This is a genomic window from Streptomyces tibetensis, from assembly GCF_007655005.1.
Classification (GTDB): Bacteria; Actinomycetota; Actinomycetes; order Streptomycetales; family Streptomycetaceae; genus Streptomyces; species Streptomyces tibetensis.
The window spans coordinates 1-21,335 of sequence record NZ_SZVW01000029.1 but is presented as its reverse complement, the minus strand read 5'-3'; the positions used below and the strand labels follow the sequence as shown (position 1 = coordinate 21,335).

Sequence of the window (21,335 nt, the reverse complement as noted above, 5' to 3'; positions counted from 1 at the left end):
TTCTTCCTCTCGAGTCCACGATCCGGAGCGCGCTCAGGGTTGGAGTCGGCCCGTACGCCATCCGGAACCGTCGCGCTCGTAGCGCAGCCTTCGGTGCAACCGGTCTTCCGGGTCGGCCTGCCAGAACTCCACCGACGCCGGCTCCAGCAGATAGCCCAGCCAACGGTCCGGACGGGGCAGGGCCGAGCCGTCCCGGCCCAGTTCGCGGGCACGCCGGCGCAGCGCGTCCTCGTCCGGCAGCGGCGCGCTCTGATGCGCCGCCACCGACATCGGGTGCGTGGCGACGGGCCGCGCCGCCCACAGGGCCTCGGACTCCGCGTCGGGCAGCGGGCGGGCCGGGCCGCTCACGCTCACCTGGCGGGCGGCCTCGCGCCAGTAGAAGACCCCGGACGCCCAGCCCGTCTCGGCCAGGTCCCGGCCCTTGCGGCTGTCGGAGTGGCTGGCGAACACCAGGCCCGTCGTGCGGATCGTGAGGACCTGGACGATCCGGTTGGAGACGAGACCCTGGGCGTCGACGGTGGCCAGCGCCAGCGCGCCCGGCTCGCGGACGGCGTCCGCGACGGCACTGTCGAACCAGGTCCGGAGCAGCTCCATGGGTTCGGCGGGCGGGGCGATGAACTCCTCGGCGGTCCGGGGCCGGGTCGACGCGCTCACGACGACTCCCGGGCCGGCTCGAAGGCCAGACCGCGTTCGACCAGCGGGCCGGAGTGGAGACCTTCGACGACGGCCTCGACGTCGGACACCATCCGGACGGTCGGCGGGTGCCCGATGAGTTCGGTGGCCCGGTTCGGCGGCAGCGGTGCCGTCAGGTCGGCATCGGAATCCCACAGCATCACGGCGCCCCAGCGCTCGGTCTCCCGGTCGGAGATCCAGAACTTCAACCGCATTCCGGGGACCTCCCTCCACGGATCCACGCCCTCGTCGCGCAGGTAGACGCGTAAGGAGTCGATCGTCTGGCCGGACCCGGTGAGGTCCCACCAGGAGATGGTGGCTTTCATACGTTCAGTACCTCCGCGGTCTTCATCAGCGGTACGAGCAGCCCGGCCAGGACGCGCTCGCCGTCCTGGGTGAGCACGGACTCGAGGTGGAACTGCACCGAGCCGAAGTGCGGTCCGCGCAGGGCGTGCACCTCGCCCGTGCCGGGGTCGAGGCAGACCTTCACCTCGCCGACACCGGGGAACTCCAGCCGGTCGGCTCGCGCTCGGGCCGAGTAGGAGTTGTAGAACCCGACTCGTTCGGGCGAGCCGAACAGGTCGATCTCGCGCTGGGTGCCCTGGTTCGGGACGTCCCGGCGCCGCAGTTCGAGCCCGAGGTGCCGGCAGAGCAGCTGATGACTCAGGCAGACCGCCAGGAAGGGGATACGCCGGGCCAGCAACTCCTCGACGGCCGAGGTGAGCCGGGCCATCCTGGGGTGGCCGGTCTCCCGCGGGTCGCCCGGTCCGGGGCCCAGGACGACGAGATCGTGGTCGTCGAAGCGGTGGGACGTGTCGAAGCTTCCGATCTCCACCGTCAGGCCGACGGCGCGCAGCTGGTGGGCCAGCATCGCGCTGAAGGTGTCCTCGGCGTCGACGACCAGCACCCGGCGGCCGTGCAGCACCGGATGGGGCTGTGCGCGCTGATCGGCCTCGCTGAGCCAGAAGTTGGCGATCGTCTCGTTGCGCCTTCCCAGCGCCTGCCGGATCAGCGGGTGCGCGTCGAGCCGCTTGTCGGCACCCAGCGCCGCGAGCACGCCCGCGGCCTTGGTGCGGGTCTCGGCGACCTCGGCGTCGGGGTCGGAGTTCCGGACCAGGGTCGCGCCCACACCGACCTCGACGTGACCGGTGCCGTCGGCGTCCGAGGTCCGGATGTCGGCGGTACGGATGAGGATGGCCGAGTCCAGGACGCGCGCGCCGTCGGCGTCACGGCCGATGAGGGCCGCGACGCCCCCGTAGTAGCCCCGGCCGCGGGGCTCGTAGCGGGCGATCACCCGGCAGGCGTTCTCGAGTGGGCTGCCGGTCACGGTGGGGGCGAACATCGTCTCCCGCAGGATGTCCCGGGGATCGAGGTCGCTGCGCCCCTCGATGACGTACTCGGTGTGCGCGAGCCAGGCCATCTCCCGCAGGAACGGCCCCGTCACACGGCCACCACCCCGGCAGACGCGGGCCATCATCTTGAGTTCCTCGTCGAGGACCATGTACAGCTCGTCGGTCTCCTTGCCGTCGGTGAGGAACTCCATGACCTCCGACAGGACCGGCCCCGTGGCCGGGTAGCGGTACGTGCCGCTGATCGGGGTCATCGCCGCGACGCCGTCGCGCAGGCTCACGTGGCGCTCCGGTGTGGCACCGACGAAGGTGCGCGTGCCGGTGTGCACGATGAAGGTCCAGTAGGCGCCGCTCTCCCGGGTGAGCAGCCGGCGGAACAGGCTCAGCGCACTGCGCGTCGAGTAATCGGTGATGGTCGTGACGAACGAGCGCTTGATGACGAAGTTCGAGCCCTCCCCGGTGCCTATCTCGTTGTCGAGCACCGCGCGGACCGTGTCCGCGTATGCCTCGTCGTCGGTGTCGAAGCGACCGCCGGTCAGGGCGATCGGCTCGTCCGGCAGGGCCCTCAGCGCGTCGGACGTGCTGATCTGCCCGTGGTCGGTGACTTCCATCGCGAGCAGCGGTGAGCCGTCCTCGGCGGCGACGAAGCCTCGCTCGGTGATCTGCCGGTGGGGTACCAGGACCAGCGTCTCGGGCCGCGCCTCGCCGGGCCGCCCGGGCCGGTCGGCCACCGGGATGTCGGCGAGCGAGGCGGGGGTACGGACCCGGCCCAGAAGGATCTCCACACGGTCCTGGCCCAGGGTGTCGGGGCGGTGCAGCAGGGCGAAGGCACCCGGGTCGGTGCCCAGCACGTGGTCGAGCAGCCGTGTCGTCATCGGAAGACCTCCTCGGCGGTGGTGACCACCGAGCAGCGAGCGGCCGCGTAGTCGAGGGCCAGCCGGTGGTACTCGGCGGAGAAGTCGCCGACGGCGTCGGCGACCAGGAACGGCTGGATGTCATGGGTGAACGCCTCGATGGCCGTGACCAGTACACCGACGTGCGCGTAGACCCCGCAGACGATCAGCTGGTCGCGGTTCTGCTCGCGCATCCGCTGCAGCAGGTCCGAGCGGAAGAACGCGCTGTAGCGCCACTTGGTGAGCACCTGGTCCGCCGGCTGGGGCGTGAGTTCCGGGACGATCAGGCGATCGACGGGGTCCACCCTCATGCCCGGGCCCCAGAAGTCCTTCAGCAGGCCGCGTTCCTCATCCGTCATGCCACCGGGCTGGGCGGTGTAGAACACCGGGACACCGAGCGCGGCGCAGCGCTCCCGCACCAGCGCGCAGTGACGCACCAGCGGATCACGCACCGACGAGGGGAACGGCGCGAGGAAGTAGCGCTGCATGTCGTGCACGAGCAGCACCGCCCGTCGGGGGTCGAGGGTCCACTTCGCCGTGCCGGTGGGCAGGTCGGCCGTCGTCGGCAGTGGATAGGCGGGGATCGGTGCTAAGCCCGGCACGGTTCTCCTTCGGCCCGGTCCGTCATCGTCTGCGTCTGCCAGGCCGAGACCACCGACACCGCCTGGCGAGGGTTGAGCCGCGGATCGCACAGCGTCGTGTAGTTCCGACCGAGCCGGCCGGCGCCGTCGTGGGAGTCGACGCATTCGGTCACGTCGTCGGGAGTGGTCTCCAGGTGTATCCCGCCCGGCGTTCCCCCGGCTGTGCGCACTGCGACCTGGAACGCTGTGACCTCCCGGACGATCGTGTCCACGACTCGGGTCTTGCGTCCCTCGGCGGTGGTCACGGTGTTGGCGTGCATGGGGTCGACCAGCCAGACGACCGGGTGGCCGGCGGCGCGCACGGCACGGACCAACGGCGGCAGCAGATCCATCGTGGCGTCGGCTCCCATCCGGGCGATCAGGGTCAGGCGGCCCGGCTCCTGTCCGGGGTCGAGCCGCGCGCACAGCCCGAGCAGCTCGGCGACCGTCATGCGGGGCCCGACCTTGCACGCGACCGGGTTGACCACATCGGCCAGCAGCGCGACGTGGGCACCGTCGAGCTGACGCGTTCGCTCGCCGATCCACGGCCAGTGGGTGGAGGTGAGCGCGACCCGGCCCTCCTGGTCCCGACGCAGCATCGGGATCTCGTAGTCGAGCAGCAGAGCCTCGTGGCTGGTCCACACGGCCGGCTCGATGCGCGCCCGTGACGTCGGGGCGAGGTTGGCCATGACCTGGCTCGCCGCCCGGTAGCCCGTCAGCAGGCGCCGGGCGTCGGGCCTTCGCGCTTCCGGGACCGGCTCCGGACCGTTCACCATGTGCCCTCGATACACCGGGAGTTCGGTGCCGCCGACCCTTTCGGTGAGCGCCGACCGGGGTTTTGCGTACTGGCCTGCTATCCGGCCCACCCGCACCACCGGCTGATGAGTGATCGCGCTCATGACGCCGGCGAGCACCCCGAGGAGTCCCACTTTTCGCTCCACGTCGCCCGCGGTGCATTCCGCCGGATCCTCCGCGCAGTCACCCGCCTGCACCACCTGCGCCTTCCCGTCGGCCACTTCGGCGAGCAACGCCCGGAGCCTGCTCAGTGATGCGGCCTCCACGAGCGGGGGAAGGGCGGCCAGCACCTCCCGGACCTGCGCGACCTGGGCCGGGTCCCCCCACTGAGGCTGCTGGCGCGCGAACGAGGCCCGTAAAACCTCGGGCGAGGTGACGTTCAAGTTTTTCTCCAGACCTCGAACCTGCCGGCAACTCGCTGTCTGTGCATGAACCGATGCCCGCCGCCGATCGTCGGCAGACAAGGCCCGGTCAGTGGTGGGCAGATGTCGGGCTGCCGTGGGGCGGGTAAGGGTTGTCCTGCACGTACAGCCACGTACCGTTCGGCTGCTCCTGCACGGTGTCGCAGAAATTCCCGGTGAATTTCTCGCGAGTTCCGTCGGGCGCGGTCTGCTCCAGGGAATAGTCGCCCATTATGGCTGCCGTGCGGTTACGTACCTGTTTACCGGTACGCTTCCCTCCCGCCATGACGGTCTGTCGAGGGTTGACCGTGAGTACCGGATCGGACTTGAACCAGTCGACGTAGAACGCCCGGATCTCCTTGTGACCCCTGATGACGGATCCGTCGTAATTGACGATCGCCGCTTCCGGTTCTTGGAGGGCGACGATTCCGTCCACGTCCTTGGCCTTGATCCGCTCGCCCAGGAGCTGCAGCAACTCGGCCGGCGACGCGGCGGTGGGCAGTGCTTTTCCGGCTTCTGCCGGGTCCGCGGCAGCAGGTGTCCGCTGTGCGGCCGTCGATGCGTTCGCCATCTCGGTCTGGATGAAGGTGGGACCTGCGATGCTGACGGCCGTGAACACAATCGCCGAAGTGGCGATCGACAACGTGAGCTTGATCCTAGTCAAGACATCTCCCCCAAAATGGAGATGGCAGCAGGTTGAAAGAGCACCTCTGCGGCGCCTGCCCATTGTGAATGGCCCCCGTTTGCCACCCCGCCCCGTTGATGACGTCATGCAACATTCAGAAACTGATTCCTGTCAACCCTTCTGGAAATGCCGTAGATGTCGATCTTCTATTTCTCCGCCTGGGCATTGAAGCGGAACGCCGAATGCGTCACAAAGACCTGCAGAGATCACTCTTTCCGGAACCCGTCCGGCGGAGTCCACTTGGCGGGGCAGGCGTGGTCGGTGGCCGGGAATACTCCGTTCCAAGGGGGTGGAACGCTTGTTTTGCGCCACATTCGCGGCGCTCGACCGGTCGACCCTCCAGTGGCGTACGTCACACTGCCGACGGGCCGACCGCCATCCCGGCGGGGAGTGGCGGCCTGCACCGGGCGGCGTGGCGCAACTATTGCAAGCGGGTGCTTGCAATAGTTAGCGCCCTGTTGCAAGGTGGAGGCATGGCATCGCTCAACGTCGGCAATCTCGGTGACTATCTGCGCGAGCAGCGGCGCACTGCGCAACTGTCGTTGCGGCAGCTCGCCGACGCCGCCGGGGTGTCCAATCCGTATCTCAGCCAGATCGAGCGCGGGCTGCGCAAGCCGAGCGCGGAGGTGCTGCAGCAGGTCGCCAAGGCGCTGCGGATCTCCGCCGAGACGCTGTACGTCCGGGCCGGCATCCTCGATGCCGAGCGTGATCGGGACGATGTGGAGACGCGTGCCGTCATCCTCGCCGACCCGACGCTGCACGAGCGGCAGAAGCAGGTGCTGCTGCAGATCTACGAGTCCTTCCGCAAGGAGAACGGGTTCGGGATCGGCGACGGCTCGGACGGGGCGGACGGCTCGGGCGGTGCGGACGGCTCGGGCGGGGCGGGCGGTGCCGGCGTCGTCGGTGTCGTCACCGCTGACGGTGCGGTGAGCGTCGACGGGGACGCTCCCGGCACCGGGATATCCCCGGCCGGCCCGGCCGACGGCGGCCCCTCCGCCCGGCGCCGCAGCCGCAAGAGCGCCGCTCGGAGCGACAGCACGAACGACGGCGGTACGACCGCCACCCGCCGCACTCGCAAGAGCACCGGCGGCAGCGACACCGATCCGCAGCAGACGGCCGGCTGAGCCGGACCAGGGCATGGGCCGCCCGCCGCGGATCACACAACCCTCAGCCGAACCCTCAAGCGATACAGAATCCGGGAGGACCATCACCATGGCCATCACCGACGACCTGCGCAAGACCCTCAGCAACCCGACCCCGCTGTACTTCGCCGCAGGCACCGCCGACCTCGCCCTTCAGCAGGCCAAGAAGGTGCCGGCCCTGGTGGAGCAGCTGCGTTCCGAGGCCCCCGCGCGGATCGACGCGGTACGCAACACCGACACCAAGGCCGTCCAGGAGAAGGCGTCCGCCCGGGCCAAGGAGGCCTCCGCGCGCGTCAAGGAGACGCAGGAGACCCTGCAGACGAAGGTCACGGAGTTCATCGGCTCCATCGACGTCGACATCAAGAAGCTCGGCAGCACGATCGACTCGGACCTGAAGAAGTTCGGCGAGAGCGCCCAGGACTTCGCGCTGCGCGGCGTCGGTGTGGCCGCCGAGTACGCCGTCAAGGCCCGTGAGACCTACGAGAAGGTCGCCGAGCACGGCGAGCAGGCCGTCCGGACCTGGCGCGGCGAGGCCGCCGACAGCATCGAGGACGTCGCCGAGGGCGTCGAGGAGCTGGCCGTGGCCGTCGAGCCGAAGCCGCAGCCGGTCGAGGTCAAGGAGGAGCCGGCGAAGCCGGCCGCCGCCGCCCAGGCGAAGAAGGCCCCCGCCGCCAAGAAGGCCCCGGCGCGCAAGACCACCACCACCGCCAAGAAGACCACCCCGCCCGCGAAGTAGTACGGCGGAGCGGCCACACGGGCCGGGCACCCTGGGGGTGTCCGGCCCGTTGTACGGGTACGGTGACCGCGTAGGACGAGCCGAGTCAGGTGGTGGACGTTGTGCTGATGCAGGGCTTCGCAGGGTTTATGTGGCTTCTGAGCATGGCCCTGATCGTTTTCAGCGGCTTCGCGTTGTTCGACGCGGCGGTGCGCCGGGAGGACGCCTACCGCGCGGCCGACAAGAAGACCAAGCCCTTCTGGCTGATCATCCTCGGGATCGCCTTCGTGGTGAACCTGCTCTTCCCGATCCTGTCGTTCCTGCCGATCATCGGCCTCATCGCGACGATCGTGTACATGGTCGACGTCCGGCCCGCGATCCGGGCCCTCCCGGGCGGCGGCCGCAGCCGGCGCGGCTCCAGCAGCGACGGCCCCTACGGCCCGTGGAACGGCGGCCGGTAAGGGCTCTCGGAGCAGCGGAGCCGGGGGCTACGGCACCCGGTCCAGCAGCAGGACCGCCACATCGTCCGTCAGCTCGCCGCCGTTGAGGCGGCGCACCTCGTTCACCGCCGCCCGCAGCAGCTGCTCGCCCCGCAGCCCCTCGGCGAACTGGCGGCGGATCATCTCCGTCATGCCGTCCTGGCCGAGCCGCTCCCGGCCCTGGCCTATGTGGCCCTCGATCAGGCCGTCGGTGTAGAGCATCAGGCTCCACTCGGCGCCCAGCTCCACCTGCATCCGCGGCCAGCGGGCACCGGGGAGCATGCCGAGGGCCGGTCCGTTGTTGTCGTACGGCAGCAGGCGGGCCGGCTTGCCCGGGCGGGCCAGCAGCGGCGACGGGTGACCCGCCAGGCACAGCCCGGCGCGCCGGCCGTCCGGCGCGATGTCCACCGTGCACAGGGTCGCGAAGATCTCGTCGTCGGCTCGCTCGTGCTCCAGCACCTGCTGGAGCGTGCCCAGCAGCTGGTCGCCGCACAGGCCCGCCAGCGTCAGCGCCCGCCACGCGATCCGCAGCTCCACGCCGAGCGCGGCCTCGTCCGGGCCGTGCCCGCAGACGTCGCCGATCATGGCGTGCACCGTGCCGTCCGGCGTGCGCACGACGTCGTAGAAGTCGCCGCCGAGCAGTGCGCGCGAGCGGCCCGGGCGGTAGCGGGCGGCGAACCGCAGCGGGGAGCCCTCCAGCAGCGGCGTCGGCAGCAGACCGCGCTCCAGGCGGCGGTTCTCCTGCGCGCGCAGCCGTCCCTCGGCGAGCCTGCGCTCGGCCGACTCGGAGCGCTTGCGCTCCACCGCGTAGCGGATCGCGCGGCTCAGCAGCCTGCCGTCCAGCTCGTCGCGGAAGAGGTAGTCCTGGGCGCCCACCCGCACCGCCTCGGCGCCGCGCTCGGCGTCGCCGGACGCGGTCAGCGCCAGGACGGCGTGCCGGGGCGCGAGCTCCAGCACGTGCCTGAGCACGGCGAGCTCGTCCTCGGAGTCGGCGTGGCCCGGCGCGGGCAGCGCCAGGTCCAGCAGGATGCAGTGGACGTCGTCGGTCAGCAGCCGGCCGGCCTCCGTCAGGTTGCGGGCCGTGCGGACGCGGATCGGCTTGCCTGCCTGGTCGAGCATGTCCGGCACGATCGGTGAACCGGCCGGATCGTCCTCGATCAGCAGCAGCGTCAGGTTGGTGTGGGCGGTGTTGTTCTCCACCTTGTCCGTGGTGTTCCCGGCGGTGTCCGGTGTGCGGCCGGCGGGCGAGGCGTCCTTCACGGACTCCTCGGCCGAGCCGCCGCGCGGGGACGCGGCCTGCGCCTGACCACTTTCCGCGGCCGGGATCGCTCTCTGCCGCGGTATGGGTACGGGCATCGTGTTGGGTTCCTTCCCTCCCCCCGAGGGCACGGTGGGGCGAGGGACCTCGACCCACCGAGCGGGACCATAGCGGGTGTCGGCGCCGCATTGGAATGGTGTGAGCCACGCCGCTGTGCCACCGGCCTGTGTCATATGCCGCGATATGCCCCGCAGTTGGACAGGTCGGAGATGCTGCGGGGATGACGAACGTCACGTCAGCGCACGGTTTGCCCGTGGCGAGGCGTGCGGTGGGTCACGTGGGCCGGGTCACCGCGGATGTCCGATATCCGGTGTGCGGCGCCCGGCTGTTCGGCGAGTGCCCTCCGGACGGTGGGCTGCCCGACGGACGGTGGGCTTCCCCACGGATGGCGCCCGCCCTCCGGACGTCCCCCAGCCGCCGCCCCCCAAGGCGTTGTCCGGCCGCAGTCCGCGTTCAGTCGGCGTCCGTGCCGGCGTCCGGCCGCACCACCCCGAGGATGGGCATGGTTCCGGCGCCCGCGATCGTCACGGTCCGCCCGGGGCGCGGCGCGTGCACGATCGCCCCGTCGCCGATGTACATGGCGACATGGCTGGCGTCGTCGAAGTAGATGATGAGGTCGCCCGGGCGCATGTCCTGGACGTCGATGTGCCGCAGCCGCTTCCACTGCTCCTGGGAGGTGCGCGGGATGCCGTGCCCGGCGGACAGCCACGCCTGTGACGTCAGCCCCGAGCAGTCGTAGGTCCTGGGGCCCTCGGCGCCCCACTGGTACGGCTTGCCGATCTGGGCCGTGGCGTACTTCACGGCCTTTTTGCCCTGCTCGGAGGCCTTGCCGTCGATCTCTTCCAGGATGCCGGAGCCGAGCCAGGCGGTCTGCGCCCTGTTCGCGGCCTCCTTCTCCAGCTCGGCGAGGCGCTCCTGCTCCTCCTTCTGTAGCGCGGACTCGAGCTTCTCCGCCCGCGCGATCTGCTTCTCGATCTTCTTCTGCGCGGCGGCCTTGGCCTTGCGGCCCGCTTCCAGCTTCTTCAGCTGCGCGGAGGCGTCCTTGGCGTACTGCTCCAAGTCCTCCTGAGTGCGGGTCAGTTCGCCCAGGAGGCCCTTGGTGGCGTGGTGACCCTCGCGGACCCGGCCCGCGCCGTCGAGGAAGTCCTGCGGGTCGTCGCTCAGCACCAGATGGGCCTCGGGCGGCAGCCCGCCGCCGCGGTACTGGGCGGCGGCCGCGGCGCCCGCGCGGTCCTTCAGCTTCCTGAGCTTCTCCTGGCCCTTGACGATCTTCTTGGCCAGCTCGACGACCTCGGCGGACTGCTTGTCCGCCTTCTCGTCGGCGGCGTTGTACTCGTCGGTGGCGCGGCCCGCGGCGCGGTAGAGCCCGTCGAGCTTCTTGCGGACGGCCTCCAGGTCCTTGGCGGGTGCGAGTGCCGCGCCCGCGCCGGGGGTGGGTGAGGGGGTGGGATTCGCGAACGCCGTGCCCGGTGCCGCCAGCACCGTGACCGCGCAGACCACGGCCACCGCGGTCGCCATCAGGCCACGCTTGCCCGTTCCCATACCTCAGCCCCCAACTGATTAACCATCAGTAACTTGTGGTTCGCCTGGGGATGCTGCCATGTCGGCTCGGAAAGCGACAGAGGTAGTACTTCCCGCCACTCCGGTGCCGGTATGCCCCGGCATGACGATCTCCCCGTCTGTGTGACGAACGACTCAGAGAGATCGTTCCAACGGGCCCTGCCAGGGCGGGAGCAGTCAGGCGCCCGGGGCCAAGGCCTCCCACCGCACCGTCACTTCGCCCTGCCGCCAGCGCGCCGGCCCGTCCGCCACCGGCCAGTCGGCGGTCAGGTCCCCTATCGCGCGGATCCAGCGCTGCCGGGCGCCGTAGGAGGCGTAGGGCGCGGCGGCCGCCCAGGCGCGGTCGAAGTCGCGCAGGAAGGCGTGCACCGGTTCGCCCGGGACGTTGCGGTGGATGAGCGCCTTCGGCAGGCGCTCCGCCAGGTCGGAGGGGCGTTCCAGGGAGCCCAGCCGGGTCGCGAAGGTGACCGTGCGCGGCCCTTCCGGGCCGAGCGCGACCCATACGTGCCGGCGCCCGATCTCGTCGCAGGTCCCCTCGACCAGCAGCCCGCCGCGCGACCCGGTGGCCGGGCCGGCCGGGGCGAGCCGCGCGCACAGCCGCTCCCACACGGCCGCGACCTCGCCCTCGTCGTACTGCCGCAGCACGTTCGCCGCGCGGACGAGCAGGGGCCGCTGCGGGATCGGGATCTCGAAGCCGCCGTGCCGGAAGGCGAGCCCCGCCCGCTCGTAGGGCAGTGCCGCCGCGACCCGGGCCGGGTCGATCTCGACGCCGACCACGCGCGCGCGTGGCGCGACCGTGCGCAGGCGTCGGAGCAGCTCGACGGCCGTCCAGGGGGCGGCGCCGTACCCGAGGTCGACCGCCACCGGATCGGCGGCGCGGCGCAGCTCGGCGCCGTGCGTGGCCGCGATCCAGCGGTCCATGCGGCGCAGCCGGTTGGGGTTGGTCGTCCCGCGCGTCACCGTGCCGAGGGGGCGGGTCGCGGCGCGGGATGTCATGCCTACGAGGTTAAGCGGCTCTCGGCATCGATCAGGGGCCGAGGTGCCGCCGCCAGTACGTGGGACGCCAGTAGTACAGGACGGTGAGGTCGTCGGGCATCGGGTCGTGGGCCGGTCCCGGCTCGAACGGGTCCCGGTCCGGGTCGGCGGGCCGGAAGCCCGGGTCCAGCGGTTCGTCGTCCCGTGGCGGCCGCACGTGGCGCCGCATCTCCTCGGTGACCGCGCCGATCCGCCGGTAGTTGGCCTGCGCCTCGATCAGGCTCAGCCCGTGGTTGGGGCCGAAGCCGGCCGTGGGGTGGCGGAGCTGGGAGGGGTCCTCCTCCCAGTAGCAGACCGGGCAGATCTCGTAGGCCCACAGCTCGCCGAGGGTCTGGTGGCCGCAGCACGGGCAGGGCAGGAGCTCCTCGACCGGAGGGGGCGGAGCCGGGTCATGCCGTGTGCCTGTCATGCCGGTGAGGGTAGAGGCCCCGGGTGCCTGCCGCCTCGCCTTTTCCGTACCGCGGCCGCTACGCCCCGCCCTGTACGCCCCGCCCCCGTACGTCCCGAACCCCGGCGCCCCCGCCGACGCGAAGCCCGGTGCGGTCCTCACCGGCCGGTGAGATCCGTCAGGTGGGGCGGGATCCTGGTGAGGTCCGTGCCGTCGGGGTGGGTGCACCCGTTCCCGGCGGTGATCGGGACCACGTCGTCGATCACGAAGACGAACCCGGAGCGGTCGCCGGTGTGCGACTGCGTGACGGCCGCTGGTCACGCCCCCGGAGCCGGGAGACCCGCCCCCTTCCGTCCTCGAACGGTTGAGCGACAAGCGGTAATGATTCGGTAAAACTCCCGAATCGGGAAATGGAGCGTCTCGCTCCGGTGTTGCATCCCGTCGGAGGGCACCGTGCGCCCTGCGAAGGCATGCCCGGAGCGAGGAGGAACGCCACGTGAGCCAGTACATCGGCAGGCTCGGTCGGCGCTCCGCGTCGTCGCCGGCCCGTCTGCGGCTGCACCGCAGGCCCCGCCGCGTCGCCATGCTCTCCGTGCACACCTCGCCGCTCCACCAGCCGGGCACCGGCGACGCCGGCGGCATGAACGTCTACATCGTCGAGCTCGCCCAGCGCCTCGCCGCACACGGCGTCGAGGTCGAGATCTTCACACGCGCGACCGCCGCCGCCCTCCCGCCGACGGTCGAGCTGGCCCCCGGCGTCCTCGTCCGGCACGTCGACGCCGGCCCCTACGAGGGCCTCAACAAGGAGGACCTCCCCGCCCAGCTGTGCGCCTTCACCCACGGTGTGATGCAGGCCTGGGCCCATCACCGCCCCGGCCACTACGACCTGGTCCACTCCCACTACTGGCTCTCCGGCCACGTCGGCTGGCTCGCCGCCCAGCGCTGGGGCGTCCCCCTGGTGCACGCCATGCACACCATGGCCAAGGTCAAGAACGCCAACCTGGCCGACGGCGACACCCCCGAACCGGCCGCCCGCGTCATCGGCGAGACCCAGATCGTCGCCGCCGCCGACCGCCTCATCGCCAACACCACCGAAGAGGCCGACGAACTGGTGCGGCACTACGCGGCCGAGACCGACAAGGTCGCCGTGGTCCACCCCGGCGTGAACCTCAGCCGCTTCTCGCCCGCCGACGGCCGCGCCGCAGCCCGGGCCCGCCTCGGCCTGCCGAGGGACGCGCTGATCCCGCTCTTCGCCGGCCGCATCCAGCCGCTGAAGGCCCCCGACGTACTGCTGCGGGCCGTCGCCGTCCTCCTCGACGAGCGCCCCGAACTGCGCTCGCGCCTCCTCGTACCCGTCGTCGGCGGCCCCTCCGGCAGCGGCCTCGCCAAGCCCGAGGGACTGCAGAAACTGGCCGCGCGCCTGGGCATCGCGGACGTCGTACGGTTCCGCCCGCCGGTCGGCCAGGAGCAGCTCGCGGACTGGTTCCGCGCCGCCTCCGTGCTGGTCATGCCCTCCTACAGCGAGTCCTTCGGCCTGGTCGCCATAGAGGCGCAGGCGGCCGGCACCCCGGTGCTCGCGGCGTCGGTCGGCGGCCTGCCGATCGCCGTGCGCGACGGGCACACCGGCTTCCTCGTCCGCGGCCACGACCCGGCCGACTACGCGCGCGTGCTGCGCGACTTCGCCGACGACCCGCAGCTGGCGCCCCGGCTGGGCGACCAGGCGGCCCGTCACGCCCAGTCCTTCGGCTGGGACACGGCGGCCGCCGCCACGGCGGACGTCTACACGGCCGCGATGCAGGCGCACCGCCGTCGCGTACGCTCGCTGCATGGGTGAAACCGATCAGGAGCGGCGTGCGGCACAGGTCATCGAGGGAGTGCTGAAGGACGCCGACCTGGAGTGGGAGAGTCCCCGGCCCGGCACGTACGTCGCGCAGCTCCCCGGCACCCGCAAGCTGAAGACGACGCTCTCCCTGCTCGTCGGCCGCCACTCCCTGTCGCTGAACGCCTTCGTCATCCGCCACCCCGACGAGAACGAGCAGGGCGTCCACCGCTGGCTCCTGGAGCGCAACCTCAAGCTGTACGGCGTGAGTTACGCCGTCGACCAGCACGGCGACGTCTACGTCACCGGGCGCCTCGCCCTGTCCGCCGTCACCGCCGACGAGCTCGACCGCCTGCTCGGCCAGGTCCTGGAGGCCTCCGACGGCGCCTTCAACACCCTGCTGGAGCTGGGCTTCGCCTCGGCGATCCGCAAGGAGTACGAGTGGCGGATCTCGCGGGGTGAGTCGACGCGCAACCTGGACGCGTTCGCCCACCTCACCCAGCGCCCCGAGCGCTAGGGCGTCGTGGGGCAGGCGGGACTTTGCGGCCACACCCCGGCCAGCCGCGTCACCAACCTGTCCGGACAGCACACCTAAGCCCTAGTCGGCCCGGTAACGCCCCGGCGGCACCCCCACCAGCTTCCGGAAGTGCCGGGTGAGGTGCGACTGGTCGTAGAAACCGGCCGCCACCGCCACCTCGCCCGGAGTGCGCCCCTCCAGGAGGAGCCGCCGGGCGCGCCCCACGCGCAGAGACGTCAGGTACTGGTGCGGGGCGATGCCGTAGGCCGTGCTGAACGCCCGCACGAGATGGGCGGGATGGGCGCCGAGCAGCTTCGCGGCCTCGCGCAGGACGACGCCCTCGACGATCCGTTCGTCGAGCAGCTCGCGCAGCCGCCGGGCGAGCACCGGATCGGCCGGCCGGGCGGAGGCGGACTCGTTCCGCAGATGCCCGCGCAACCGCTCCCCGACGAACAACAGCCTGCTCTCGGCCTGCAGTTCCTCACCGGGCCGCCCCAGCGCGCCGTGCACCTGGCCCACCCGCCGCCGCAGCAGGGGATCGCGCAGATCGGGCCGGTCGACGGCGGCCCCGATGAACTCGTCCCCGAGGTACGTCCCGTCCAGGTACAGCACCCGCTTGCGGAAGCCCTCGGCGGTGACGGGGGAGCCGTTGTGCGGCACGTGCGGCGGCAGCAGCGTCACGGTGTCGTGCGGGGTGCCGTGCTCGTGCCGGTCGAGGTCGTACCGCACAGCGCCGGTGTCGACGATCAGCAGCGTCCAGGAGTCGTGGACGTGCATCGGATACGCGTACTCGGTGAACCGCGCGTGGAAGACCTCGACGACACCCTCGACGGCGGGCCGCCAGGCGGAGACGATCCGGGAGGACGCGGAGGCCATGCAAAGAACGTACAAGACCCCGGCGGGGACCGGCGGGCACGCTCGGAGCATGGACAACGAACCGATCCGCTTCGACACGAAGATCGCCGTACTGCTGCGCGCGGACCTGGAGCCCTGGCAGCGCCTCAATGTGACATCGTTCCTGGTCAGCGGCCTCGGAACACAGATCCCCGAGGTGATCGGCGAACCGTACGAGGACGCGGACGGCGTGCCCTACCTCCCCATGTTCCGTCAGCCGGTCATGGTCTTCGAGGCCACGAAGGAAACCCTGACCACCGCCCACACCCGTGCCCTCTCCCGCGCCCTGCCCCGCGCGATCTTCACCTCCGACCTCTTCGCCACGGGCAACGACCGCGACAACCGCGCCGCCGTGCGGGCCGTGCCGACCACGCAACTGGACCTCGTCGGGCTCGCGGTCCATGGTCCGAAGAACGCGGTGGACAAGGTGGTGAAGGGGGCGCGGATGCACCCGTGAGCCGGGGAGGCGGCCCGGCGGGCGACCAAAGTCGCGGGGGCGTAGACCAACGGCTGACGACGGGGCGGACGGCTGCTCAGGAGACTGGCCGTATGGAGGAAGCCAGGAACGTTCCCATGCGGAAGAGCCCCCGCCCGCAGGCGGGCAGGGCGACGGAACTCACCGAATCGGCCTGGGCCATCGTGCTCTTCTGCGTCGCCTGCGGTGCCGTGGCCGGCGCGCTGCTCCCGCTCCTCGCCCGCCTGCTGCTCGCCCTGCCGTGGGCACCGCTCGAAGGCCCGGCCGAACTGCTCACATCGGTCCCGGAACCCGCCCTCACCCTCGGTACGACGGCGGTGGGCGTGCTCGGCGGCCTGCTGCTCGGCTTCACGGCGGCGCACGAGTCGCTGTCCGTCCGCGTCCGGGACACTCATGTGACCCTCGCCGTCCGGGGCAGCGTCCAGGACTTCGCCCGCGACGAGATCTCCGTGTTCTTCCGGGACGGCAAGCAGCTCGTCCTGCTCGGCCCGGACAGCCTCGAACTGGCCCGGGAGCACTGCGGCCTGAACTGGCGGCGCCTCGCCGACGCCCTCACCGCACACGGCTACTCATGGGCGGAGGAGGACCCGCACCGCACCGCGTTCCGCCGCTGGGTCCCCGGCACTCCCGGCCTGCCCGCGGGCGCGGACGCCCTGCTGCGGGCCCGCGCGCAGGCCCGCGCGGAGGAGGGCGGTGCCGAGGACGCCCGGGAGTTGCGCCGGGAGCTGCTTGCCCTGGGGGTGGTCGTGCGGGACGAGGACCGGCGGCAGTACGTCCGGGTCGTGCGGGGTGAGGGCAGGGGGTGACGTCGGCACGGCCCCGGTGACTCGGGCGGTGGGCGTCAGGGCGTGCAGGCCGCGGCGATCGACACGCTGTTCTCGTACAGGTGGTGGCGGGTGATCCGCCCGCCCTCGACGGTGAGCCGCAGCGCGAAGGGCCCCGCGAAGGACTTGCCGGTCGCCCGCACGGTCCCGGAGAGATGCCCCATCAGCACGGCGTCCGTCCCGTCGACGAGGAACGTGTCGACGGACGCGCGGGCGTCCTCGGGGACGGTGTACCGGGCCAGCTCATCGGCCTGCGCCGCGCATTCGGCGGCGGTGGTCCGAGGCCGGATCCACGGCGCGGCTGGGTTCTCGGCGAGCATCCAGTCGACGGTGTCGGCGAAGAGCGCCGTCAGCCCCTCGGTGTCGCCGGCGAGCCGGAGTTCGAGGAACCTCTGGACGGTGGAGCGGGTGACTTCGGCGGTGTCGGCAGGTGTCATGGAACCCAGCCTGCCGGGGCGCGCGGGGCGCGTCGATTACCTCGGAGGTAACCTCTGCAGACTGCCGACGCCGAGGTGGGGCGCGGTACCGACGGGCCGTGGGGGGACCGTGAAGACACACCTTGCCGCCATGCATCTGAGCGGAGCGGTGCTGCTCCTCACCTTCCTGGTGCCACCGGCCTGGGCCCTGGACGCCTACGGGACGGCCCGGGCCCACGACTCGTCGGCGGACGTGCCGCCGTTCATGATTTTCCTGACGATCGCGCTGAGCTGTGTGGGTTACCACGTGGCGGTGCAGATCCCCGCCGGGCTGCTGGGCACCCGGCTCGGCCGGAACCGTGGGGCCGGTACCGCGTACGCGTGCGTCCTGGCCGTGACGGTCGCCCTCACGTCGGCGCTGACCTGGGCTGTCCTGAGGACGGACGACCCCGCCCTGCTGCTCTCCGTCTGGGCCGACTTCATGGCACGCGGCTCGTTGGCCATGGCCGCGTACGTCTGGCTGAGCCGCCGCCTGACGACCTGAGGAGGACTTGAAGGGGTGCCGCCGCTGTAGATGGGGTGGGGTGGGTGCCGCGGGAGCACCCTGCTCCTAGAATCGAACGCATGAACGATCCAGAGTCGCGACTCGCGCTGCTCCGCTTCCTGGAGCGCGTGCAGGAGCGCGACCTGGCACGCACCCGCCGATGGATAGCGGACGAGGAACGCCGCCGGACCGAACACCGACGCGGTCTCCTGGCCCGGCCCCCCGCGCCGGACTGGCTGATCGAGCACGGTCTGTCCGGCCAGGAAGCGGTGTACGTCCATGTCGGCGGCTGCTGGAACGCGAGCCGGCGCAGCAAGGGCGTCGACCGTGACCACGCCCGGCGGGCCCTCGCCGAGGGGGTCAAGGCCTGCCCGCAGTGCCGGCCGGACACGGAGCTCGGGTTCGTGGACGGGTAGAGCGGCCGGTTTCGGGCGGGCGTTGTGGACGGCGGTTCCGGGAGGGCGTCGGCAGACCCCTCCTGCCCGGCGTGGTCGGAGGCGGGGCGCCGACGCCCGGGCCTGTTGTCGGTGCCCGGCCTTATGGTCACCAGTGCGCGGCCGGCTTCCGGGGGTTCCAGCTCCAGAGGGAATGGTTTGTATCCCCGGCCTGTCCGGGGGCGGCCCGGAGATGTCGTCCGGGACCCAACCGACGGTCGGGCTTCGTCGATCGCCAGAAGGAAACCTGCCAGCGCCGGCCGCGCACCCGGTGGATCATCATGCCGGTATGTCTGCGAACCAGCCCGCGCACGCGAACCAGCCGGCGAACCAGCCCGTGCACGCGAACCAGTCCGCGAACCAGCCGGCGAACGAGCCCCCTGGGACACCGACCGTCACCCGGCTCTCCCGCTACACGAAGACCGAGCAGGACGAGATCCTCGGCAGCGGCGACGACCCCTTCGGTGTTGCCGCAGCCGGTCTGACCTGGCTCCCCAAGGAGGAGCACTTCGGCGTCCGGCTCGACGGCCGGCTCGTGGCCCACGCCGGTCTGCTGCGACTGCCGGTCGCGGTCGAGGGCGAGGAGACCGAGGTGATGGGCGTCGGCGGAGTGGCCGTAGCGCCCGGCGTACGGGGCCGTGGCCTGGCCCGGCTCGTGCTCGCGGCGGCCCTGGACCACGCTCGCACGCAGGGCCCTCGGCACGCGCTCCTGTTCTGCAGGCCGCCCCTGGTGCCGCTCTACCGGCGCCTCGGATGGCACCCGCTCGACACCGACGTACTCGTCGAACAACCCGGCTCCGGTGTGGTGACCATGCCGCTGCGGACGATGGTGACCCCCCTGCGCGGCGACGCGCACTGGCCGCCCGGGCGGGTGCGGCTGTACTCCCTCCCGATGTGACGGGCCCCTCCCGATGCGACGGGTTTCTGTCGGCGCGACGGGCCCCTCCCGATGTGACGGGTCCCTGCCGATGTGACGGGCCGGAGGGTCACGACGTAGCGCGCCTCACCGGGACGGGGAGGTGGCCGTCCCGGGTGGGAAGCCGTCCTGGTGTGCACCTCAGGCAGGTCCCGCTCACCCCGCACCGACCTCGGGTTGCGGCCGCACCTCCACCGACGGCTCGGCCACCTTCTCCTCGCCCGGCAGGCGCCGCATCAGCACGGCGTACCCCACCCCGGCCACCGTCCCCACCAGCGCGCACAGCCCCCACAGCCACGCCGCCCCGAACCGGTCGATGACGAACCCGGACAGCAGCGGGGCGACGAGGGCGGCCACCGACCAGGACATCGTGTACATGCCCTGGTAGCGCCCACGCCCGTGCACCGGGGACAGCCGTACGACGAGACCGGTCTGCGTCGGCGCGTTGACGATCTCGGCGAGCGTCCACACGCACACCGTGAGCGCGATGACGCCCAGGGACCCCGCGAAGGCGGTGAGCGCGAAGCCGTAGCCCGCGAGGACGGACGAGACGACCAGCAGCCGGCGCGGATCCCGGTGTTCGATGAAGCGGGTGACCGGGATCTGGAGGACGACGATCATCACGCCGTTGACGGCGATGGCCATGCCGTACTCGGCCGGGGAGAAGCCGGCCTCGCCCATGGCGACCGGCAGCCCCACCGATCCCTGCTGGAAGACCAGCGCGACGAGGAAGGACAGTCCGACGACACTCATGAACCGCCCGTCGCGCAGGACGGTGCGAAGGCTCACGGAGTCGTCCCGGACGCCCGCCGTCACCACCCGCTCGGCCGGCTTGGACTCCGGCAGCCGCAGGAAGACGAGGATCGCGCAGGCCAGCGTCATCCCCGCCTCGATCAGGAACCCGGCGCGGTAGCTGACCTCGGCGATGAACCCGGCGGCCATGGAGGAGACGGCGAAGCCGAGGTTGATGGCCCAGTAGTTGAGGGAGAAGGCGCGGATACGGTCCTCGGGCCGGACGATGTCGGCCATCATCGCCTGCACGGCGGGCCGCGAGGCGTTGCTCGCCATGCCGACGAGGAAGGCGACACCGGCGATCGCGACCGGGTCGCGCACGAAGCCCAGCAGCGCGACGGACGCGGCGGTCGAGGACTGCGCGATCAGCAGGGTGGGCCGCCGGCCCAGCCGGTCGGTCATCACCCCGCCGCCCAGTGAGGAGACCACCCCGCCGAGCCCGTGCAGGGCGGCGACCAGACCGGCGTACGTGGCGGAGTAGCCGCGGTCGAGGGTCAGGTACAGCGCCATGAACGTGGCGACGAAGCCGCCGAGGCGGTTGACGAGCGTGCTGGTCCACAGCCACCAGAACGCGCTGGGGAGACCGGAGACCGTCTCCCGGACGGCGCGTCGGGCACGCAGGGCGTACGGCATGGGTCCCCCGGAGGCAACAGGCGCGGAAAGCGCATGTAAGTAGCGCTGGCAGTAAGCGCACATTACAAACAGATGGTTGACGGGGGCCACTCAATTAACAGATTCCGTCAAACGTCCGCCTGCCGGGCAGCCACGCGAACGGGCGAAAGCGTGGATTACGCTCTGAGGCATGGCCGACGCACCGTACAAGCTGATCCTCCTCCGCCACGGCGAGAGCGAGTGGAACGAGAAGAACCTGTTCACCGGCTGGGTGGACGTCAACCTCACCGCGAAGGGCGAGAAGGAGGCGACGCGCGGCGGCGAGCTGCTCAAGGACGCCGGCCTGCTCCCCGACGTCGTGCACACGTCCCTCCAGAAGCGCGCCATCCGCACGGCGCAGCTCTCCCTGGAGTCCGCCGACCGCCTCTGGATCCCGGTCCACCGCAGCTGGCGCCTGAACGAGCGCCACTACGGCGCCCTGCAGGGCAAGGACAAGGCGCAGACGCTCGCCGAGTTCGGCGAGGAGCAGTTCATGCTGTGGCGCCGGTCCTACGACACCCCGCCCCCGCCGCTGGACGTCGATGCCGAGTACTCCCAGTTCTCCGACCCGCGCTACGCGACCCTCCCGCCGGAGCTGCGCCCGCGTACGGAGTGCCTGAAGGACGTCGTCGTCCGCATGCTGCCGTACTGGTTCGACGCGATCGTCCCCGACCTGCTGACCGGCCGCACGGTCCTGGTCGCGGCCCACGGCAACTCGCTCCGCGCCCTGGTCAAGCACCTCGACGGCGTCTCCGACGCGGACATCGCGGGCCTCAACATCCCCACGGGCATCCCGCTCTCCTACGAGCTGGACGCCGACTTCAAGCCCCTGAACCCGGGCGGCACGTACCTCGACCCCGACGCGGCGGCAGCGGCGATCGAGGCGGTCAAGAACCAGGGCAAGAAGAAGTAACTCGACACCAGTAGGCCCCCGACCTGCGGTTTCGGCGGTTTCTAGGGATCGTCGCAACACATGATCGGTTGTGTCAGACGGCGAGCAG

Annotated in this window: 24 protein-coding genes; 11 read left to right on the top strand and 13 right to left on the bottom strand. The window is 71.5% G+C overall.

The annotated features are described in order from the left end of the window. Positions 1-33: 33 nt before the first annotated feature. The 6 genes from phzG to FDO69_RS36910 form a co-directional block, all read right to left on the bottom strand. Entirely contained in the window at positions 34-654 is a 621-nt protein-coding gene (gene phzG / locus FDO69_RS36935; RefSeq protein ID WP_234388262.1) for a phenazine biosynthesis FMN-dependent oxidase PhzG, read from the bottom strand. Beyond that, positions 651-998 (bottom strand): hypothetical protein, encoded by a 348-nt coding sequence (locus tag FDO69_RS36930; RefSeq protein WP_104787512.1) that lies wholly within the window; start codon positions 996-998, stop codon positions 651-653. The genes phzG and FDO69_RS36930 overlap by 4 nt, the downstream gene beginning before the upstream one ends. After that, positions 995-2,896 carry an anthranilate synthase family protein gene (locus tag FDO69_RS36925; RefSeq protein WP_104787509.1) on the bottom strand — a complete coding sequence of 634 codons (1,902 nt, stop codon included), beginning with the start codon at positions 2,894-2,896 and terminating at the stop codon, positions 995-997. Before FDO69_RS36925 ends, FDO69_RS36930 begins: the two co-directional genes overlap by 4 nt. Beyond that, a complete protein-coding gene (locus FDO69_RS36920; RefSeq protein WP_104787507.1) occupies positions 2,893-3,516 on the bottom strand; it encodes an isochorismatase family protein in 624 nt (207 codons plus the stop codon). Before FDO69_RS36920 ends, FDO69_RS36925 begins: the two co-directional genes overlap by 4 nt. Next, entirely contained in the window at positions 3,504-4,712 is a 1,209-nt protein-coding gene (locus FDO69_RS36915; RefSeq protein WP_104787504.1) for a 3-deoxy-7-phosphoheptulonate synthase, read from the bottom strand. The genes FDO69_RS36920 and FDO69_RS36915 overlap by 13 nt, the downstream gene beginning before the upstream one ends. A gap of 88 nt (positions 4,713-4,800) precedes the next feature. Next, positions 4,801-5,394 carry a YybH family protein gene (locus FDO69_RS36910; RefSeq protein WP_104787502.1) on the bottom strand — a complete coding sequence of 198 codons (594 nt, stop codon included), beginning with the start codon at positions 5,392-5,394 and terminating at the stop codon, positions 4,801-4,803. A 494-nt stretch (positions 5,395-5,888) separates the two neighbouring features. Here FDO69_RS36910 and FDO69_RS36905 point away from each other — a divergent pair, with 494 nt between their 5' ends. From FDO69_RS36905 to FDO69_RS36895, 3 genes are all read left to right on the top strand, one after another. After that, positions 5,889-6,539, top strand: a complete 651-nt coding sequence (locus tag FDO69_RS36905; RefSeq protein ID WP_104787499.1) for a helix-turn-helix domain-containing protein — start codon at positions 5,889-5,891, stop codon at positions 6,537-6,539. An 88-nt stretch (positions 6,540-6,627) separates the two neighbouring features. Beyond that, complete coding sequence (locus FDO69_RS36900) at positions 6,628-7,293, top strand: hypothetical protein (RefSeq protein WP_104787497.1); 666 nt, start codon at positions 6,628-6,630, stop codon at positions 7,291-7,293. Positions 7,294-7,400: 107 nt separating this feature from the next. Then, positions 7,401-7,733: a DUF2516 family protein gene (locus FDO69_RS36895; protein WP_161369208.1), complete on the top strand. Its 333-nt coding sequence runs from the start codon at positions 7,401-7,403 to the stop codon at positions 7,731-7,733. Between the two features lie 27 nt (positions 7,734-7,760). On the opposite strand, the gene FDO69_RS36890 is transcribed toward FDO69_RS36895, so the two are convergent. From FDO69_RS36890 to FDO69_RS36875, 4 genes are all read right to left on the bottom strand, one after another. Further along, the gene (locus FDO69_RS36890; protein WP_167526761.1) at positions 7,761-9,107 is read right to left on the bottom strand and encodes a PP2C family protein-serine/threonine phosphatase; all 1,347 of its coding nucleotides are present in this window, start codon (positions 9,105-9,107) and stop codon (positions 7,761-7,763) included. 415 nt (positions 9,108-9,522) lie between these two features. Beyond that, entirely contained in the window at positions 9,523-10,611 is a 1,089-nt protein-coding gene (locus tag FDO69_RS36885; RefSeq protein ID WP_104787491.1) for a C40 family peptidase, read from the bottom strand. Positions 10,612-10,806: 195 nt separating this feature from the next. Then, positions 10,807-11,625: a class I SAM-dependent methyltransferase gene (locus FDO69_RS36880; RefSeq protein ID WP_104787489.1), complete on the bottom strand. Its 819-nt coding sequence runs from the start codon at positions 11,623-11,625 to the stop codon at positions 10,807-10,809. Between the two features lie 31 nt (positions 11,626-11,656). Further along, positions 11,657-12,073: a CPCC family cysteine-rich protein gene (locus tag FDO69_RS36875; RefSeq protein WP_104787486.1), complete on the bottom strand. Its 417-nt coding sequence runs from the start codon at positions 12,071-12,073 to the stop codon at positions 11,657-11,659. Positions 12,074-12,548: 475 nt separating this feature from the next. Here FDO69_RS36875 and mshA point away from each other — a divergent pair, with 475 nt between their 5' ends. Beyond that, the gene (gene mshA / locus FDO69_RS36870; RefSeq protein WP_199838356.1) at positions 12,549-13,886 is read left to right on the top strand and encodes a D-inositol-3-phosphate glycosyltransferase; all 1,338 of its coding nucleotides are present in this window, start codon (positions 12,549-12,551) and stop codon (positions 13,884-13,886) included. Beyond that, positions 13,879-14,388, top strand: coding sequence for a type III secretion system chaperone family protein (locus FDO69_RS36865; RefSeq protein WP_104787480.1), 510 nt, complete (start codon positions 13,879-13,881; stop codon positions 14,386-14,388). The genes mshA and FDO69_RS36865 overlap by 8 nt, the downstream gene beginning before the upstream one ends. An 81-nt stretch (positions 14,389-14,469) precedes the next feature. Here the strand turns inward: FDO69_RS36865 and FDO69_RS36860 are convergent, their stop codons facing one another. Further along, the gene (locus FDO69_RS36860) at positions 14,470-15,264 is read right to left on the bottom strand and encodes a helix-turn-helix transcriptional regulator (RefSeq protein WP_104787477.1); all 795 of its coding nucleotides are present in this window, start codon (positions 15,262-15,264) and stop codon (positions 14,470-14,472) included. On the opposite strand from FDO69_RS36860, the gene FDO69_RS36855 reads away from it, so the two are divergent. Both FDO69_RS36855 and FDO69_RS36850 read left to right on the top strand, forming a co-directional pair. Then, positions 15,263-15,739, top strand: coding sequence for a DUF2000 domain-containing protein (locus FDO69_RS36855; RefSeq protein WP_104787475.1), 477 nt, complete (start codon positions 15,263-15,265; stop codon positions 15,737-15,739). The genes FDO69_RS36860 and FDO69_RS36855 overlap by 2 nt on opposite strands. A gap of 116 nt (positions 15,740-15,855) precedes the next feature. Next, positions 15,856-16,563 carry a YqeB family protein gene (locus FDO69_RS36850; RefSeq protein ID WP_234388260.1) on the top strand — a complete coding sequence of 236 codons (708 nt, stop codon included), beginning with the start codon at positions 15,856-15,858 and terminating at the stop codon, positions 16,561-16,563. 35 nt (positions 16,564-16,598) lie between these two features. Here FDO69_RS36850 and FDO69_RS36845 read toward each other — a convergent pair whose 3' ends face one another. Continuing rightward, positions 16,599-17,018 (bottom strand): nuclear transport factor 2 family protein, encoded by a 420-nt coding sequence (locus FDO69_RS36845; RefSeq protein WP_104787470.1) that lies wholly within the window; start codon positions 17,016-17,018, stop codon positions 16,599-16,601. Positions 17,019-17,127: 109 nt separating this feature from the next. On the opposite strand from FDO69_RS36845, the gene FDO69_RS42505 reads away from it, so the two are divergent. The 3 genes from FDO69_RS42505 (at position 17,128) to FDO69_RS36830 (ending at position 18,873) form a co-directional block, all read left to right on the top strand. Further along, positions 17,128-17,541, top strand: coding sequence for a hypothetical protein (locus FDO69_RS42505; protein WP_234388259.1), 414 nt, complete (start codon positions 17,128-17,130; stop codon positions 17,539-17,541). A gap of 80 nt (positions 17,542-17,621) precedes the next feature. Next, positions 17,622-17,957 (top strand): DUF6233 domain-containing protein, encoded by a 336-nt coding sequence (locus FDO69_RS36835; RefSeq protein WP_104787467.1) that lies wholly within the window; start codon positions 17,622-17,624, stop codon positions 17,955-17,957. A 307-nt stretch (positions 17,958-18,264) separates the two neighbouring features. After that, positions 18,265-18,873 (top strand): GNAT family N-acetyltransferase, encoded by a 609-nt coding sequence (locus FDO69_RS36830; RefSeq protein ID WP_104787464.1) that lies wholly within the window; start codon positions 18,265-18,267, stop codon positions 18,871-18,873. A gap of 174 nt (positions 18,874-19,047) precedes the next feature. Here FDO69_RS36830 and FDO69_RS36825 read toward each other — a convergent pair whose 3' ends face one another. Then, a complete protein-coding gene (locus FDO69_RS36825) occupies positions 19,048-20,316 on the bottom strand; it encodes an MDR family MFS transporter (RefSeq protein ID WP_104787462.1) in 1,269 nt (422 codons plus the stop codon). A 169-nt stretch (positions 20,317-20,485) separates the two neighbouring features. Here FDO69_RS36825 and FDO69_RS36820 point away from each other — a divergent pair, with 169 nt between their 5' ends. Continuing rightward, positions 20,486-21,247, top strand: coding sequence for a phosphoglyceromutase (locus FDO69_RS36820; protein ID WP_104787459.1), 762 nt, complete (start codon positions 20,486-20,488; stop codon positions 21,245-21,247). Positions 21,248-21,335: the final 88 nt, after the last annotated feature.